The sequence below is a fragment of the Roseovarius halophilus (ex Wu et al. 2025) genome, assembly GCF_047086965.1.
Genome location: NZ_JBKOTX010000038.1, coordinates 1 through 15963, shown reverse-complemented (window position 1 = coordinate 15963; position 15963 = coordinate 1). Strand labels below are relative to the sequence as shown.

Here is a 15963-nt window from a genome sequence, read left to right as displayed (position 1 = left end):
ACCGTGGGATCAAACACCTAGCCGACCTGCAGGACGATCTTGCCGATGTGGGCGCTGCTTTCCATGCGGGCATGGGCCGCGGCGGCCTGCTCGAGCGGGAATTCCTGGTCCATGGCCGGGGCGATGCGGCCGGCCTCCAGCAGCGGCCAGACCTGGTCGCGCAGCGCCCGGGCCATTTCGGCCTTGGCGTGATCGGACTGCGGGCGCAGGGTGCTGCCGGTGATGGTCAGCCGCCGCATCATCACCTGGGCGAAGTTCAATGCGACCTTGGGCCCCTGCAGGAAGGCGATCTGGACCAGCCGCCCCTCGTCCGCCAGCGCCTTGACGTTGCGCGGCAGGTAGTCGCCGCCCACCATGTCGAGGATCAGGTGCGCGCCGCCCTCGCCCCTCATGATCTCGACGAAATCCTCCTCGCGATAGTTGATCGCCCGCGCCGCGCCCAGGTCTCGGCAGGCCGCGCATTTCTCGTCGGACCCGGCGGTGGTGAAGACCCGCGCGCCCATGACATGGGCCAGCTGGATCGCCGTGGTGCCGATGCCGGAGGACCCACCGTGCACAAGGAACCGCTCGCCCGCCTGCAGGCCGCCACGCTGAAAGACATTGGACCAGACGGTAAAGAAGGTTTCCGGCAGGCAGGCCGCCTGTTTGAGCGACAGGCCATCGGGCACATGCAGGCAATGGGCAGCGGGGGTCAGCACCTCTTCGGCATAGCCGCCACCGGGCAGCAGGGCGCAGACAGGATCGCCCAGCGCCCAATCGGTGACGCCCGTTCCCAGTGCGCTGATCTCGCCCGCAGCCTCGAGGCCCGGCAAGTCCGAGGCGCCGGGCGGCGGGTTGTAAAGCCCCGCCCGTTGCAGCGCGTCGGGCCGGTTCACCCCGGCATAGGCCACCTTGATGCGCACCTCGCCCGGGCCGGGCTGCGGCAGGTCACGGGTGGCCGGAGTCAGGACCTCGGGTCCGCCGGGATTTCGGATTTCGACAACACGCATGGGGCCTCCTGTTGATTGGCCCCAGACTTACCGCAGGCCGCTCCCGGCGCAAGCCTAGCGCGGCTCGGCCCAGCGCCCGGGCAGATCGTCGGGCGCGCTGCGCGGCGCCCTGACCCGCGCGGCCAGCTTGCCCAGCGGCACGGTCAGCGGCTTGAGCAGCGGGTTGTCATTGACCGCCGCCTTGACCTTCTCGAATCGCATGACGTACTCGATCCGGCGGTCGATGAAGGCCTCGGTGTCCATGTCGTCGGGGCTGGTGTCGCCCAACCAGAACAGAACCACCGACCCGTAGACGGCCGAGAGCGTGCCGCGCTTGGTGTACCAGTTGGCATCCTCGGAGGTGTCGCCCAGCGCCGTCCAGATCGCATCGGCGGTGCCCCAGATCAGGCCCGACCCCTCGGGCGCCATGTGCGGCAGCGAGAAGAGCGTGACCCCCCGGCGCACGGCCTCCTTGTCACCGGCGGCCTGCAGGCGCAGGCGGATCGCATGGGCCACCTTCTCGCGGAACCGCATCTGCGACAGATCGGCGGCATCCAGCATCTCGACCATGCGCTGGTCGCCTTCCCGGTGGAACAGGATGGCCAGGTCCACGGCCCCGCGTGGACACAACAGGCGGGCATGGTCCGCCGGCATCTCGAGGTCCGCACAGGCGGCGCGGAAGGCCTGCTCGCTCCAGCCGTCGAAGACGACATGGGGCACGATGGCCTCCAGCAATTTCAGGGTCTCGGCGTCCGGCGTGGGATGGTGCATGGCGGTCTCCTGTTCGGTCTGGTGCACCCTAGACAAGATAGAAGGACTTTGCTACATCGCCACTTCCTGCAAATCCTTGTAACCCCAACCCTAGAAAGGTGGTGAAAACCACATGCAGGTAAGCGTCCGCGACAACAACGTCGATCAGGCTCTCCGTGCCCTGAAGAAAAAGCTTCAGCGCGAAGGCGTCTTCCGTGAAATGAAGCTGCGTCAGCACTTCGAGAAGCCGTCCGAAAAGAAGGCACGCCAGAAAGCCGAGGCGATTCGCCGTCAGCGCAAACTCGCGCGCAAGAAGGCCCAGCGCGAAGGTATGCTGTAAGCAGCCCCCAGGCCTTTTCCGACACGAAGTGACGACCCCCGCGGCCCCGCCCCGGGGGTTTGTCGTTTTTTCAGGGGGGCAGGGCTGTCGCCGCCGGCCGTGCCGCCGGTTTGTCGCCCCGAAGCGTACCTAGCCCCCGAAGCTCGTCAGCACGTAGACCGGCACCGCCGCCGCCAGCGCCATGAACCCGGCGCCGACGAAGACAAACAGCCCGTCACGGGCAATGAAGGCCACCGAGCAGCTCAGCACCGCCATCCCGAGGATGGAGGACGAAAACGGCACCAGTTCCAGAATCGGCATCGATCCGCCCGAAACCACGCACATGGTCTGCGGCAGGCGGTTGCCGGGCGGCTGGACCAGCACGCGCAGGCGATCCTTTGCGAAATGGTCCAACCGGTCGGCCAGCCCGCGCATGCGCCGCATGGCCGCACGCAGGCGTTGCGGGTCGATCCGGCGCTGCAGCAGGACCTGCGGCAGCCAGACCGCCCGGCGGGCAAAGACCATCTGCAAGGAAATCAGTGCGATCGACAGACCGCAGACGGTCGAAAACAGCGGAATGCCCGACAGCGGCGAGACGACGAGGATGGCGGGAACCATGAGCGCCGGAACGAAGGAGGTCGGCCCGAAGGCCTCGATCATCGTGCCCAGGGTGATCTGCTCTTCGCGCTCCAGAACCTCGAGCTGCTGGATCGTGTGGCGCACCGGGTGAAAGCTGTCCGCCTGCGACATGCTAGAGCGGCAGCGCGGTGGTCTGGCGCACGGTGCGCAGGGCAAAGGACGACTGCATCCCCTGCACCCCCGGCAGGCGGGTCAGCGCGCGGCGGTGCAGCCGGGCGAAATCCTCGGCATCCTCGGCCACGACCTTGAGCAGATAGTCCGCTGACCCTGCCATCAGGTGGCATTCCAGCACTTCCGGTACGCGGGCGACGGCCTTCTCGAAGGCATCGAGCAAGTCGTCGGCCTGGGCCGATAGGGTGATCTCGACAAAGACGATCGTCCGCCGATTGACCTTGCCCGGGTCCAGAAGAGCGACGTAGCCGCTGATGTACCCCTCCCGTTCGAGGCGCTGCACCCTGCGATGGCAGGCCGAGGGCGACAGGTTCACCGCCTCGGACAATTCCGTGTTGGACAGCCGCCCCCGACGTTGGAGCGCGTTCAGGAGGCGGCGGTCGGTCTCGTTCATCGACATGCGAGAGAATTTCCCGGAAAGGTGTCATTCGGTGCAAGTCCGTACCGCCAAAGAGCGAAAATGGCAAAGGAATCCCCAAGAATTTGCATTTTATCGGCGCGATCCTGCACCCTGATACGAGGAGGAAAATCATGCATATCGGATGTCCCACCGAGATCAAGCCGCAGGAATTCCGGGTCGGCCTGACCCCGAACGCCGCACGCGAAGCCACGGCCCATGGCCACGAGGTCACCGTGCAGGCCGGGGCGGGGCTGGGCGCGGGGTTCGCTGACGCGGATTATCACGCGGCCGGGGCGCGCACGGTCGATACCGCCGCGGAAATCTTCGCGACCGCCGACATGATCGTGAAGGTCAAGGAACCCCAGGCCAACGAACGGGCGATGCTGCGCAAGGGGCAGTTGTTGTTCACCTATCTGCACCTGGCCCCCGACCCGGAACAGACCCGCGACCTTCTCGACAGCGGCTGCACCGCCATCGCCTATGAAACCGTGACGGATCGCGCCGGCGGCCTGCCGCTTCTGGCGCCCATGTCCGAGGTCGCCGGCAAGCTGGCCCCCCAGGTGGGTAGTTGGACCCTGCAAAAGGCCAATGGCGGGCGCGGCGTGCTTCTGGGAGGTGTGCCCGGTGTCGCCCCGGCGCGTATCGTGGTGATCGGTGGCGGCGTGGTCGGCACCCAGGCGGCGCGCGTGGCCGCAGGCATGGGCGCGGATGTGACCGTGCTGGACATGTCCCTGCCCCGCCTGCGCTACCTCGACGACACGCTGCGCGGCGTGTTCAAGACCGCCTACGCCTCGAAGGGCGATACCGCCGATCTGGTGGCCGAGGCCGACATGGTGATCGGCGCGGTCCTGATCCCCGGTGCCGCCGCGCCCAAGCTGATCAGTCGCGACCAGTTGTCCACCATGAAACCCGGCGCGGCGCTGGTTGACGTGGCCATCGACCAGGGCGGCTGTTTCGAGACCTCGCGGGCGACCACCCATGCCGACCCGATCTACGAGGTCGACGGCATCATGCATTACTGCGTCGCCAACATGCCCGGGGCCGTGGCGCGCACCTCGACCATTGCACTGGGCAACGCCACAATGCCCTTCATGCTGGCGCTGGCCGACAAGGGCTGGCGGCAGGCCTGCGCCGAGGACGAGCACCTTCTGGCCGGGCTGAACATCCATGCCGGGCAGTTGACCTACTACGCCGTGGGCAAGGCGCTGGGGATCGATGTCATTTCCCCACAGAAAGTTGTGCGCGGGTGAACCTTGCATTGGCATGCCGTGTGGTTACGTTCGCGGCAACACTGATATGACAGGAGTCCTCGATGACCGACACCTACACCCCGCCTCGGGTCTGGACCTGGGACAGCGAGAACGGCGGCCGCTTCGCCAGCACGAACCGCCCCATCGCCGGCCCGACCCATGACAAGGATCTGCCGGTCGGTGTGCATCCCTACCAGCTCTATTCGCTGGCCACGCCGAACGGCGTCAAGGTCACGGTCATGTTCGAGGAACTGCTGGCCACCGGCCACGCGGGGGCCGAGTATGACGCCTGGCTGATCGATATCGGCGAAGGCGACCAGTTCGGATCGGGCTTCGTCGACATCAATCCGAATTCCAAGATCCCCGCGCTGGTGGACCGCACCGGACCAGAACCGCTGCGCGTCTTCGAGAGTGGTTCGATCCTGATCCACCTGGCCGAGACCTTCGGCGCCTTCCTGCCCGCCAGCGGCCCGGCGCGGGTCGAGGTGATGAACTGGCTGATGTGGCAGATGGGCAGCGCGCCCTATGTCGGCGGCGGCTTTGGCCATTTCTATGCCTACGCCCCGGAAAAGATGGAATACCCCATCAACCGCTTCGCCATGGAGACCAAGCGCCAGCTTGACGTTCTGGACCGCGAGCTGGCCAGCAAGACCTTCATTGCCGGAGAGGATTACACCATCGCCGACATGGCGATCTGGCCCTGGTACGGGCAGTTGGTCCTCGGGCGGCTCTATGACGCGGCCGAGTTCCTGGACGTGACCAGCTACTCGAACGTCATGCGCTGGGCCAAGGCGATCGATGCCCGGCCGGCCGTGCAACGGGGCCGCATGGTCAACCGGCCCTTCGGCGACCCCGAGATGCAGCTGCACGAGCGCCACGACGCCAGCGATTTCGAGACGAAGACGCAGGACAAGATCGGCGGCTGAAGCGCGCGCGGGCGCGGCCTGTCCGCGCCCGCCGCCCGATCACCCGGGCAGTTGCCCGGTCAGGACATAGCGCAGGATCTGCACCACCTGCCCCGGATCGCGCGCCACGGCCAGCGCGGCGGCATCGACTTCCTTGAGCGCATGGTCATGCTCGGGCTGTTGTAGAACGATCAGCGACTTGCCGAGGGCAGCCGCCTGCCCTGCATCAAATGCGGCGTTCCACTGCTTGTATTTCTCGCCGAAACGCACAACCACCACATCCGCATCGGCAATGCCCTTACGAGTACGGATCGCGTTTACCATAGCGCCCTTGTGGTCGTGCCAGTACTTGTTTTCCTCGGCACCTAGGATCGCGACACCGCAATCATCCGAGGCGCCGTGGTCCGTCACCGGACTGTCGAAGCTGACGTCCAGCCCCTCGGCCCCCTCGATGATCTGGTCGCGCCAGTCGGTGTGGATTTCGCCGGACAGGTAAACCCTGAGCATGATATTCTCCTTCAAAATGATCAGCCGCGCAGTTCGCCGCCCGTGGCCTTTTGTACCTTTTCGACGATGCGGGCGCTGACCGCTTCGATGTCCGTCTCGGTCAGGGTCTTGTCGCTGGGTTGCATCCGCACCGTTATGGCAAGGGATTTCTTGCCCTCGCCCAGCGATCCGCCGATGAATTCGTCAAAGACCCGCACGCTTTCGATCAGTGCCTTGTCGGCCCCCGCGGCGGCATTGACCAGCGTCAGCGCCTCGACGGTCGCATCGACGACAAAGGCGAAATCTCGTTCCACCGCCTGCAGGTCCGGTACATGCAGCGCGCCGCGGCTGGCTTGCGCCTTGCGCGGCAGGGGAATTTCATCGGGCCACAGCGTGAAGCCCACGGCAGGGCCTTTCACGTCCAGCGCGCGCAGCACCTTCGGGTGCAGTTCACCGAAGACGCCAAGCACCTTTTTCGGGCCGAGGCAGATCATGCCGTGCCGGCCCGGGTGCCACCAGGCCTCGGCCTCGCGCAGGATCTGGACCTTGGCCGGCGCCCCCATGGCCGCAAGCACCGCCTCGGCATCGGCCTTGGCGTCATAGATATCCACCGGGCGCGAGGCGCCGTGCACGTCCTTGGGCGTGGTCCGACCGACCAGCAGACCGGTGACCAGCATCCGCTGTTCCCCGGGTTCGCCGCCGTGAAAGGCATCGCCCACCTCGAAAAGCGCCATGTCGGGCATCCCGCGCGCCTGGTTCCGCGCGGCGGCCTGCAACAGGCCAGGCAGCAGCGCGGGACGCATGTGCGACATTTCCGACGAGATCGGGTTTTCCAGCATGGTCGCGTCGTCGCCACCCCCAAAGAGCGTCGCCGCCGCCTTGTCGATGAAGCTATAGCTCACGCATTCGTTGTAGCCCAGCGCCGCCGTGGTGCGCCGGGCCATCTGCTCGCGTTTCTGCATGGGGGTCAGCACCGGCGCGGGCACCCCGGCGCGCGCCCTTGGCATGGGCCTGCCTTGAAGCTTGGTCAGCGAGGCGATGCGGGCGACCTCCTCCACCAGGTCGGCCTCGCCCTGCACATCGGGCCGCCAGCTGGGTACATGGGCCATGTCGCCCTGCAGCCTGAAGCCCAGCGCCGTGAGCGTGTCGCGCTGGGTCTCGGCGGGAATGTCCATCCCCACAAGCGACGAACATCGCGCGGTGTTCAGCGTGTAGGCCCGCGACACATCGGGAATCTCGCCCGCCTTCACAACTTCGGAAGCCTCGCCCCCCGCGTGATCCAGGATCATCCGCACGGCATGCTCCAGCCCCTTGGGCGTGAACACAGGGTCGATCCCGCGTTCAAAGCGATAGCGCGCGTCTGAGTTGATCTTCATCGCACGGCCCGTGTGGGCCGTTCGGATCGGGTCGAAATAGGCGGCTTCGACGAAAACATTCACGGTCTCATCCGTGCAGCCGGTGCGCAGCCCCCCCATGACCCCGGCGATGCTCTCGGGGCCCTCGGCATCGGAAATGACGGTCGCGCCTTCGGGGAAGGTATAGGCCTTCTCGTCCAGCCCGGTCAGGGTCTCGTCCCCCTTGGCGCGGGACAGCCGCAGAGTGTCGCCAGTGATCTTGTCGGCGTCAAAGACGTGCAGCGGGCGGTTCAGGTCGTAGGTGAACCAGTTTGTCACATCCACGAGGAAGGAAATCGGCCGCAGCCCTATGGCCGTCAGCCGCTGTTGCAACCAGTCGGGACTGGGGCCGTTCTTCACCCCCCGGATCAGGCGGCCAAAGAAGACCGGCGCCTGCTCTGTCGTGTCGGCGTCGATGGTCACCGACACCGGGCATGCGAAGGCGGCGGGCACCGGTTCCACAGACAGCGGCTTGAGGTTGCCCAGCCCGCGCGCGGCCAGGTCGCGGGCAATCCCGTGCACGCCCAGCGCATCAGGGCGGTTGGGGGTGATGGCGATCTCGATCACCGGGTCGACCTTGCCGGGGTCATTGGCGGCCAGCCAGTCGGTGAATTTCTGGCCCACTTCGCCGGACGGAAGCTCGATGATCCCATCGTGTTCATCGCTCAGTTCCAGTTCGCGTTCCGAGGCCATCATGCCATGGCTTTCCACGCCGCGAATCTTGCCCACCGACAGGGTCGTGTCGATCCCGGGCACGTAGTCGCCCGGCTTGGCCAGCACGACGGTGATGCCTGCACGGGCGTTGGGGGCGCCGCAGACGATCTGCCGCTCGCCCTCGTCGGTCTCGACATTACAAACACGCAGGCGATCAGCATCTGGGTGCTGCTCGGCCGATTTCACCCGGGCCAGGGTAAAGGCCCCGAGCCGCTCAGCGGGGTTCTCGACCCCCTCGACCTCGAGGCCAAGATCGGTCAGTGCCGCACAGATCTCCTCGGTGGAGGCGGTCGTTTCGAGATGTTCCTTCAACCAGGACAGCGTGAATTTCATGGGGTCCCCAGGGGCATGGTGGCACTTGTGGCGCGGTGTAGCGCATCCCCCCGCCGGGGAAAAGCGCCCAGTGGGGCCGAGCCGGGCGCGGTGGGTATGAGCCATGACCATTGTGCCAGGGCGACACAGCACCGCGCTGTCAATGGGGCAAAGCCCTACGCCACTGGCGTTTTGGATTACAGGGCAGTACTCACTTCTTTCCCTTCCGCCCCGCAGTCCCACCGCGTTGGCCCGGGCGCCCGGCGGTTGACCGGCCCTCGGCCTTGGCGGCGTTGTCCACGGCCTTGTCGACGGCCTGTTGCCGGGCCAGCGGGTCGTCCGAGACCATCAGGTCCACGGTTTCCAGGCGCTTGACCTCGTCGCGCAGGCGGGCGGCTTCCTCGAAGTCCAGGTTCTCCGCGGCCTTCCGCATCTGCTCACGCAGCCCGTCCAGGTGGGCCTCCAGGTTGGCGCCGTGCAGGGGCGCGTCCACCTTGGCCGTCACGCGGTTCATGTCCACGTCGCCCTTGTAGAGGCCCTGCATGATGTCCTCGACGTTCTTTCGGATCGTCTCGGGCGTGATGCCGTGTTCGGTGTTGTAGGCGATCTGCTTTTCCCGGCGGCGGTTGGTCTCGCCCATGGCCCGGTCCATCGATCCTGTGACGCGGTCGGCATACATGATGACCCGGCCTTCGGCGTTGCGCGCCGCGCGGCCGATGGTCTGGACCAGCGAGGTTTCCGAGCGCAGGAAGCCCTCCTTGTCGGCGTCCAGGATCGCCACGAGCCCGCATTCGGGGATGTCCAGCCCTTCGCGCAGCAAGTTGATGCCCACCAGCACGTCAAAGGCCCCAAGCCGCAGGTCGCGCAGAATCTCGATCCGCTCGATCGTGTCGATGTCCGAGTGCATGTAGCGGACCTTGATCCCCTGTTCGTGCAGATATTCCGTCAGGTCCTCGGCCATGCGTTTGGTCAGCACCGTCGCGAGCACACGATAGCCATCGGCGGCGACGCGTCGGATCTCGTCGAGCAGGTCGTCGACCTGGGTCTCAACGGGGCGAATCTCGACCTCGGGGTCCAGCAGGCCGGTGGGCCGGATCACCTGTTCGGTGAAGACGCCGCCGGTCTGTTCCAGCTCCCATTTGGCGGGGGTGGCCGACACGAAGACCGACTGCGGGCGCATGGCGTCCCATTCCTCGAACTTGAGGGGGCGGTTGTCCATGCAGGACGGCAGGCGGAAGCCGTGCTCGGCCAGGGTGAACTTGCGCCGGTAGTCGCCTTTGAACATGCCGCCGATCTGGGGAACCGACACGTGGCTTTCATCGGCAAAGACGATGGCGTTGTCGGGGATGAACTCGAACAGGGTCGGGGGCGGCTCGCCAGGCGCACGGCCCGTCAGGTAGCGCGAGTAATTCTCGATCCCGTTGCAGACGCCCGTGGCCTCGAGCATCTCGAGGTCGAAGTTGGTGCGCTGTTCCAACCGCTGCGCCTCGAGCAGCTTGCCCTCGCCCACAAGCTGATCGAGCCGCTGGCGCAGCTCTTTCTTGATGTTGATGATGGCCTGCTGGATCGTCGGCTTGGGCGTGACGTAGTGCGAATTGGCATAGACCCGGATCTTGTCGAAACTGCCGGTCTTCTCGCCGGTCAGCGGGTCGAATTCGGTGATCGCCTCCAGCTCCTCGCCGAAGAAGGACAGCCGCCAGGCGCGGTCCTCCAGGTGGGCGGGAAAGATCTCGAGGCTGTCGCCGCGTACCCGGAAGGTGCCGCGCTGAAAAGCCTGATCGTTGCGCTTGTATTGCTGGGCGATCAGGTCGGCCATGACCTGGCGCTGATCGTATTCGCCGCCGACCTTGAGGTCCTGCGTCATGGCGCCGTAGGTTTCGACCGAGCCGATGCCGTAGATGCAGGACACCGAGGCGACGATGATGACGTCGTCGCGTTCCAGCAGCGCCCGGGTGGCCGAGTGGCGCATCCGGTCGATCTGTTCGTTGATCTGGGATTCCTTCTCGATATAGGTATCCGACCGCGGCACATAGGCCTCGGGCTGATAGTAGTCATAGTAGCTGACGAAGTATTCCACCGCGTTGTCGGGAAAGAAGTTGCGGAACTCGCCGTAAAGCTGCGCGGCCAGCGTCTTGTTCGGGGCCAGGATGATGGCCGGGCGCTGGGTTTCCTCGATCACCCGGCCCATGGTGAAGGTCTTGCCGGTGCCCGTGGCCCCCAGCAGGACCTGGTCGCGCTCGCCGTCCGTCACGCCCTGCGACAGTTCCGCGATGGCCGTGGGCTGATCGCCGGCGGCGCTGAACTCGGTCTGCATGACGAAGGTCCGCCCGCCCTCGAGCTTTTCGCGGCTGCGCACATCCTCGGCCGGGTTGGCGAGGTACGTGTCGGGGTCAGACCTGGCGGTCAGGGCATGGGGCATGGGGCGGCACTCCTTCGCCAGTAATGTGGCACGCTCGGGGCCGGGCGCAAGGGGCGGCCGGGGCTTGCCTCGGGCCGCAGGATGCCCGATATACGCAGATATCCGAAGGAGGGTCCGCCATGCGCGCACGTATCTATCAGCCCGCCCGCACCGTCACGCAATCGGGCAATGCCCGCAGCCAGCACTGGGTGCTGGAATATGCCCCGGCGTCCCGCCGCGAGGTCGACCCGCTGATGGGCTGGACCAGCAGCAGCGACACCCAGAGCCAGGTCCGCCTGACCTTCGACACCAAGGACGAGGCCCTGGCCTATGCCGAGGCGCATGGCATCGAGGCCATCGTGCGCGACCCCAAGAAGCGCGCCGTCAATATTCGCCCCAAAGGCTACGGCGAGAACTTCGCCACCGATCGCCGCGGCACCTGGACGCACTGAGCGCTTGTCCCGCCGCAATTTGGGGCCACTGATCGAGGCCGCCGCGGCGCGGGGCCGAAGCGTCCGCCCACCGAGGCGCATAAGCGGCGGTGTTTCGGCCCGCGCGATGTTGGACTTGAGCCAGGCCGGAAAACCCGGCATCACAGGCTCAGCGGTCCCGTAGCTCAACTGGATAGAGCAGCTGACTTCTAATCAGCAGGTTGGGGGTTCGAGTCCTCCCGGGATCGCCAATTTTTTTAATTGTGTTGTCGATGGGGCATATGGGTGCGCAAAACGGCGTTTTTTGCTGCGCACCGTGTCAAGCGTAAATCTGCATGTCCCCGCAGAATTTTGGCAAGATGCTGATAATATTGAGTATTTCAGATGTGTTTCGTCTAAACGGAAAAACGGCGGGCGTTTTCTGGAAGCCGAAGGTCTGAACGTTGCCGCGAGCCTCTCAAGCCAAACCGTTCTGTCCTCATGGACTCCTGACATACAGCGAGCCGGCCGATGAGGAAGAAGTTCCTCTGGTCGGGGCGTCATCATCGCTTCGGTTTAATAGCCGCGAAGGCCGAGATATGCACGACCCGCAGACCGACCGAGGGATCCGGCCAGATAAACTGCACCCGTGGCGCGCTCGAAGACACGAACGGCCCACAGTCGACACTCGAGGCAGAGATTGGGGCTGCGGCGCGGCTCATCGATCTCGGGGATCCGGAGATGGAGCACCTCGCGGCCTTCTCGAAGCTGCTGGCAAACCGCCTCAACGGCGTCCCGGCGGAAAACGTCGACCTGCGCGGGATCACCCTGACCGGCTACGACATCAAGGCGCGTGAGCCTGTTGGCGGCGGCGACGGGTCCAGCGACGACGAAGACGGCGGCGAGGCCCCCAATATCACGCTCAAGCCGGTCGGGGCCGGCGGGTCCAGCCGTCCGGGCACGACCCCGGCCTATCTGCAGGAGATCATTGAGCGGCTGAATAGCCTGTTTGGGGACGCGGCGCCGCTCAGCGACAAGATCAGCTTCGTCAACCAGATCGCGTCGATCACCCGTGAAAGCGAGGTCGTCATGGCCCAGGTCAACGAAAACCCCAAGGAGCAAGCCTTGAAGGGCAACCTTCCCGGCGCCGTTCAGAAGGCCGTCGTGCGGGCGATGACGTCCAACCGCGACCTCGCCAAGCTGGTCCTGAAGGAAGACTCGCAAGCCATCGATATCCTGACGGCCACGGTGTACGACCTGCTCAGAACGGGCGAGCGGCTGGATATGGGGGATTTCGGATGACGGCGGCAGGTCGGACAAAAGTGCGCTCAGCTTCTAAAGCATCCCGCAATGTCATGCCCGGTCGTGATAGACGTAATTCATGACATGGCGAGAACCCACGATATGGGGGGTGTCCATATTTACCAGAACCGGTGCGCTACAAAAACCTGCAACGTATCCCGTTGATGCCGACCCCGAGCAGAGAAACCAGCTCTCAGCCGTTTCACCTCTCCCCCATCGCGTCTTGGATGGTGCGCACGATGGGGGCGAAGAAGTAACTGATGATCCGCCGCTTGTCGGTTGTGACGTCAATCGTTGCCGTCATGCCAGGCCGCAACATCAGCTTGTCATCACCAGCCTCAAGATAATTCCTGTTTGGCTCGATGCGTGAAACATAGCCCCATTCGCCTGCTGCAACTTCGCTGGAGTCGGCGGCGATATCTGATACATTACCGGGGACAAACCCAAAGCGTTCCGATGGGTAGGCGTCAAGGCGGATGTTCGCGCTCTGCCCAACCTCCATGAAACCGATGTCTTGGTTCGAAAAGGTCCCTTCGATCTCGACCTCAGCGTCTGTCGGAACGATACGCAATAGCTCCGAGCCGGCTTCGGCAACCCCTCCGACGGTAAAGACCTCCAGCTGATCCACAATACCTGAGACCGGGGCCTGCAAACGCGCAGCCGCCACTCTGCGCGCTGCCGCGCGCTGTTCTTCACCCAGTGTGGCCAGTCGCGCATCAATTTGCGACCTGCGATCGAGCAGCGACCGTCGCCATTCGGAGTTCAACCGCCTGCGTTCCGCATCAAGGGCGATCCGTTGAGCCTCTTTTTGCTCGAGTTCCCGTAGGTAGACGTCTTTTTCACGCTGCAAGTCGATGAAATTCTGCTGAACATCCAGATAGGCTGAACGACTGGTCGTGCCGTTCTGCAAAAGTTGTTCCGACGTACCCAGCCTTTCGGCCTGAATCTCCAATGCGGCATCCACCCGCTCCACATTCGCTTTCGTAACCGCTTCGGAGCGGATGTTGGACTCCTCACGCGCCGCAATCTGCGCGATCGAGGCCGAATGATCCGCGATTTCGGCATCCAGCAGCTCTCCTTGTTCGTCGGCATAGGGGTGGTCCAGCAAGTCATCGGGAACGTCGTAAAATCTGCGCGCTTCTCTCAGCAGATCGTTTTCATCCGGATCGAGGGCAAGCGTTGCGACCGTTGCCTGAAGACGCGCGCGTTCAATCCGGAGCCGGTCCTGTTCACCCCGTATAGTTCCAAGCTCTGCCCGTGCTTCGGTCGCGTCCAGCTCTATCAGTGTATCGCCGGGGTCTACCGACATCCCGTTGCGCGCGTGAATCGCCAGGATGCGCCCCGAAAATTCCGGCTGCACGACCTGGACACGCCCGATCGGTACGACGCGCCCCTCGCCGCGCGCAACCACCTCGACCTTGAAAAGGAAGGACATGACCAAAATGGCGATAAAAACGGTTATCGTGAATATGACCGTTGCGTGCAGAGTTGGCGAGGTGATCTTAATCGCTGTCGAATGGGGCGTCATCCCTGTGCCTCTAAATCGACGATCTGATCGGGATTAGGGAAAACGTCCGGGTTATGGGTTATGACCACGAGAGTGGTCTTTTGTTTGAGAGCTTCAAGTTCGGCGGCCATGCGGCGCTTCGACGCCCCATCCAGAGCGCTTGTCGGCTCGTCGAGGATGATTACCTTCGGCGACCGGATAAGCGAGCGTGCAATAGCGATACGCTGCCGCTGCCCCCCGGAGAGCGCCGAGCCACGCTCCCCAACATGAGTGTCAAGACCAAGCGGCAGTTGCTCCACAAGCGCCTCAGCGGCCGAAACCCGCAACGCTCGCGCAATCAATTCGTCACTCGCGTCGACATCTCCGATTGTCAGGTTATCACGGAGTGTCCCCGAAAAAAGGTAGGGTTCCTGCGGGACATAGGCGATCTGATTGCGGACATCGTGAGGCTCGAACTTCGCGATATTCTCACCCCCGATCTGGACCTCTCCGGATTCCGGGACGTCTATCCCCGACGCAAGGCGCCCAAATGTCGATTTTCCAATGCCAGACGGACCAACGACCAGAGTAAGTGTGTTCGGCAGTGCACTGAAATTGAAGCTGCGGAGGATCGGCGCAGAAGCTTCGTAGGAGAAATCGACATCGATAAAATCGAGTTGCGCCTCAGTCGTCCGTGGCAATTTAGGCAAGTCGTCGAAGGGCTCCATCGGTGTGTTGACGACGTCACCGAGACGTTGTCTTGAGACACGAATGTTCTGCCAGCTTTCCCAGAGCTTCGAAAAGTTCTCGATTGGACCAGTCACCTTTTCTGCAAGTAGGTGAAATGCGATCAATTCGCCCAAAGTCATCTGTCCTGCAAAAACGAATTGAGCCCCAAAATAGATGATGCTGATAGTGATCGCCTTGTCGACAATCATTAGGAGCTTGTCACTCCATATGTTCAAAAGTCCCACACGGTAACCTGCGTTGAGGTTTTCGTTCAGGGTTTGATCCAGTCGCTCCAGCATCTTGCCCTCGGCACTGAGCGCTTTCACGGATGCGATGCCGGAGATATTTTCAACCATCTGGGTTTGATGGGCGGCGCCAGCATCAAATTGCACTCGCAGACGCCGCCTCAGGAATGGTCCAAAGCCGAAGTAAATAAGAATCTGTATAGGGAGCGCCGCCAGTATAATTAGCGTTAATTCAGTCGATAAAGTAAAGAGGACGCCGATGTATATGAAGACAAAGACCAGGTCCAGAAAGACGCCGGTCGTGCTTCCCACAAGAAAGGACCGGATAGTATCTGTCTCGCTGATACGCGCGATGGTCTCGCCTACAGACCATTTTCTGAAATGGCTAAAGGGCAGCTTGAACAAATGCTCGAAGATGCGCGCGCCGAATTCACGCGTCACGCGGTTTGCCGTAAGCATCCCCAGGAGTTCGGAAAGTACCTCGAAGCCAAGTTGAAACAGGCTTACCGCAGCGAAGATCGCGACGACCACGAGAAGCGACGCCTCACGCTGAAAGGGCAGAATGCGATCGATGATCACCTGAAAGATAAAGGGCTCCACCAGCCCGATCAGGCGCAAACAGATGGCAAGGAAGATCAGTTCGATGTAAAGTGGAGTAAACTTCCACAGCGTCTTTCCGAACCACGAAAGCGGGATTTCACCGGAATTCTCGTTCGGTCGGTCCGTCATGGGCAATCGGCGGCTTGGGCCGGACTGCGAATGACGCAGGCACCTGGGAGTACGTCAGCCTTCGAAGAAACGGCGATCACGAGGAAGTCGTCCGAACCGGGAAAACCCCTCGAAAACCGTTCGCGCAGGCTGTCTTTGGTGACATCGTCAAGCTCATCAGTCAGGCGAAGGGACCGGCCAGCCGGTACTGTACCCTAAGGTCTGGAAATTCGCTCGAGTTGGGGGCCATGAGCCCCTGCTGGGGCGCACCCCAGCAAGGGCTGCCCATTCTGGTATTCCATGGAGTTGTAAACCAACCATGGAGAAGAGCGAATGGACAGACGAAAGGATACGGCGGTTGAGGCGGTCTTGGAACA

14 protein-coding genes and 1 tRNA gene are annotated in these 15963 nt (G+C 63.6%); 6 read left to right on the top strand and 9 right to left on the bottom strand.

What is annotated here, in order from left to right:
• Positions 1–17: 17 nt before the first annotated feature.
• Complete coding sequence (locus ACH107_RS10085) at positions 18–989, bottom strand: NAD(P)H-quinone oxidoreductase (protein WP_412505742.1); 972 nt, start codon at positions 987–989, stop codon at positions 18–20.
• Positions 990–1043: 54 nt separating this feature from the next.
• Positions 1044–1739 carry a COQ9 family protein gene (locus ACH107_RS10080; RefSeq protein ID WP_412505741.1) on the bottom strand — a complete coding sequence of 232 codons (696 nt, stop codon included), beginning with the start codon at positions 1737–1739 and terminating at the stop codon, positions 1044–1046.
• Between the two features lie 112 nt (positions 1740–1851).
• On the opposite strand from ACH107_RS10080, the gene rpsU reads away from it, so the two are divergent.
• Positions 1852–2058, top strand: a complete 207-nt coding sequence (rpsU, locus tag ACH107_RS10075) for a 30S ribosomal protein S21 (RefSeq protein WP_310691783.1) — start codon at positions 1852–1854, stop codon at positions 2056–2058.
• Between the two features lie 129 nt (positions 2059–2187).
• Here the strand turns inward: rpsU and ACH107_RS10070 are convergent, their stop codons facing one another.
• Entirely contained in the window at positions 2188–2787 is a 600-nt protein-coding gene (locus ACH107_RS10070; protein ID WP_412505740.1) for an exopolysaccharide biosynthesis protein, read from the bottom strand.
• A 1-nt stretch (position 2788) separates the two neighbouring features.
• Positions 2789–3247, bottom strand: coding sequence for an Lrp/AsnC family transcriptional regulator (locus tag ACH107_RS10065; protein ID WP_412505739.1), 459 nt, complete (start codon positions 3245–3247; stop codon positions 2789–2791).
• Positions 3248–3378: 131 nt separating this feature from the next.
• On the opposite strand from ACH107_RS10065, the gene ald reads away from it, so the two are divergent.
• Positions 3379–4497, top strand: coding sequence for an alanine dehydrogenase (gene ald / locus ACH107_RS10060; protein WP_412505738.1), 1119 nt, complete (start codon positions 3379–3381; stop codon positions 4495–4497).
• 62 nt (positions 4498–4559) lie between these two features.
• On the top strand, positions 4560–5423 hold the full coding sequence (gene yghU, locus ACH107_RS10055) for a glutathione-dependent disulfide-bond oxidoreductase (protein ID WP_412505737.1): 864 nt from the start codon (positions 4560–4562) through the stop codon (positions 5421–5423).
• Between the two features lie 39 nt (positions 5424–5462).
• Here the strand turns inward: yghU and ACH107_RS10050 are convergent, their stop codons facing one another.
• From ACH107_RS10050 to uvrB, 3 genes are all read right to left on the bottom strand, one after another.
• Positions 5463–5909, bottom strand: a complete 447-nt coding sequence (locus ACH107_RS10050) for a YtoQ family protein (protein WP_310691777.1) — start codon at positions 5907–5909, stop codon at positions 5463–5465.
• A gap of 20 nt (positions 5910–5929) precedes the next feature.
• On the bottom strand, positions 5930–8329 hold the full coding sequence (gene pheT / locus ACH107_RS10045) for a phenylalanine--tRNA ligase subunit beta (RefSeq protein ID WP_412505736.1): 2400 nt from the start codon (positions 8327–8329) through the stop codon (positions 5930–5932).
• Positions 8330–8519: 190 nt separating this feature from the next.
• Complete coding sequence (gene uvrB, locus ACH107_RS10040; protein WP_412505735.1) at positions 8520–10727, bottom strand: excinuclease ABC subunit UvrB; 2208 nt, start codon at positions 10725–10727, stop codon at positions 8520–8522.
• A gap of 119 nt (positions 10728–10846) precedes the next feature.
• Here uvrB and ACH107_RS10035 point away from each other — a divergent pair, with 119 nt between their 5' ends.
• The 3 genes from ACH107_RS10035 (at position 10847) to ACH107_RS10025 (ending at position 12418) form a co-directional block, all read left to right on the top strand.
• The gene (locus tag ACH107_RS10035) at positions 10847–11158 is read left to right on the top strand and encodes an ETC complex I subunit (protein WP_310691774.1); all 312 of its coding nucleotides are present in this window, start codon (positions 10847–10849) and stop codon (positions 11156–11158) included.
• A 153-nt stretch (positions 11159–11311) separates the two neighbouring features.
• A tRNA-Arg gene (locus ACH107_RS10030) sits at positions 11312–11388 on the top strand.
• Positions 11389–11647: 259 nt separating this feature from the next.
• Complete coding sequence (locus tag ACH107_RS10025) at positions 11648–12418, top strand: hypothetical protein (protein WP_412505734.1); 771 nt, start codon at positions 11648–11650, stop codon at positions 12416–12418.
• Between the two features lie 202 nt (positions 12419–12620).
• On the opposite strand, the gene ACH107_RS10020 is transcribed toward ACH107_RS10025, so the two are convergent.
• A complete protein-coding gene (locus ACH107_RS10020; RefSeq protein ID WP_412505733.1) occupies positions 12621–13946 on the bottom strand; it encodes an HlyD family type I secretion periplasmic adaptor subunit in 1326 nt (441 codons plus the stop codon).
• The gene (locus ACH107_RS10015; protein ID WP_412505732.1) at positions 13943–15607 is read right to left on the bottom strand and encodes a peptidase domain-containing ABC transporter; all 1665 of its coding nucleotides are present in this window, start codon (positions 15605–15607) and stop codon (positions 13943–13945) included. Before ACH107_RS10015 ends, ACH107_RS10020 begins: the two co-directional genes overlap by 4 nt.
• Positions 15608–15963: the final 356 nt, after the last annotated feature.

Excerpts from the sequence above, each read along its gene's own strand:
- ACH107_RS10050 (WP_310691777.1), bottom strand. The coding sequence starts at position 5,909 with ATGCTCAGGGTTTACCTGTCCGGCGAAATCCACACCGACTGGCGCGAC.
- ACH107_RS10070 (WP_412505740.1), bottom strand. The coding sequence starts at position 2,787 with ATGTCGCAGGCGGACAGCTTTCACCCGGTGCGCCACACGATCCAGCAG.
- ACH107_RS10080 (WP_412505741.1), bottom strand. The coding sequence starts at position 1,739 with ATGCACCATCCCACGCCGGACGCCGAGACCCTGAAATTGCTGGAGGCC.
- ACH107_RS10015 (WP_412505732.1), bottom strand. The coding sequence starts at position 15,607 with ATGACGGACCGACCGAACGAGAATTCCGGTGAAATCCCGCTTTCGTGG.
- yghU (WP_412505737.1), top strand. The coding sequence starts at position 4,560 with ATGACCGACACCTACACCCCGCCTCGGGTCTGGACCTGGGACAGCGAG.
- uvrB (WP_412505735.1), bottom strand. The coding sequence starts at position 10,727 with ATGCCCCATGCCCTGACCGCCAGGTCTGACCCCGACACGTACCTCGCC.
- ACH107_RS10035 (WP_310691774.1), top strand. The coding sequence starts at position 10,847 with ATGCGCGCACGTATCTATCAGCCCGCCCGCACCGTCACGCAATCGGGC.
- ACH107_RS10065 (WP_412505739.1), bottom strand. The coding sequence starts at position 3,247 with ATGTCGATGAACGAGACCGACCGCCGCCTCCTGAACGCGCTCCAACGT.
- rpsU (WP_310691783.1), top strand. The coding sequence starts at position 1,852 with ATGCAGGTAAGCGTCCGCGACAACAACGTCGATCAGGCTCTCCGTGCC.
- pheT (WP_412505736.1), bottom strand. The coding sequence starts at position 8,329 with ATGAAATTCACGCTGTCCTGGTTGAAGGAACATCTCGAAACGACCGCC.
- ACH107_RS10085 (WP_412505742.1), bottom strand. The coding sequence starts at position 989 with ATGCGTGTTGTCGAAATCCGAAATCCCGGCGGACCCGAGGTCCTGACT.
- ACH107_RS10020 (WP_412505733.1), bottom strand. The coding sequence starts at position 13,946 with ATGACGCCCCATTCGACAGCGATTAAGATCACCTCGCCAACTCTGCAC.
- ald (WP_412505738.1), top strand. The coding sequence starts at position 3,379 with ATGCATATCGGATGTCCCACCGAGATCAAGCCGCAGGAATTCCGGGTC.
- ACH107_RS10025 (WP_412505734.1), top strand. The coding sequence starts at position 11,648 with ATGAGGAAGAAGTTCCTCTGGTCGGGGCGTCATCATCGCTTCGGTTTA.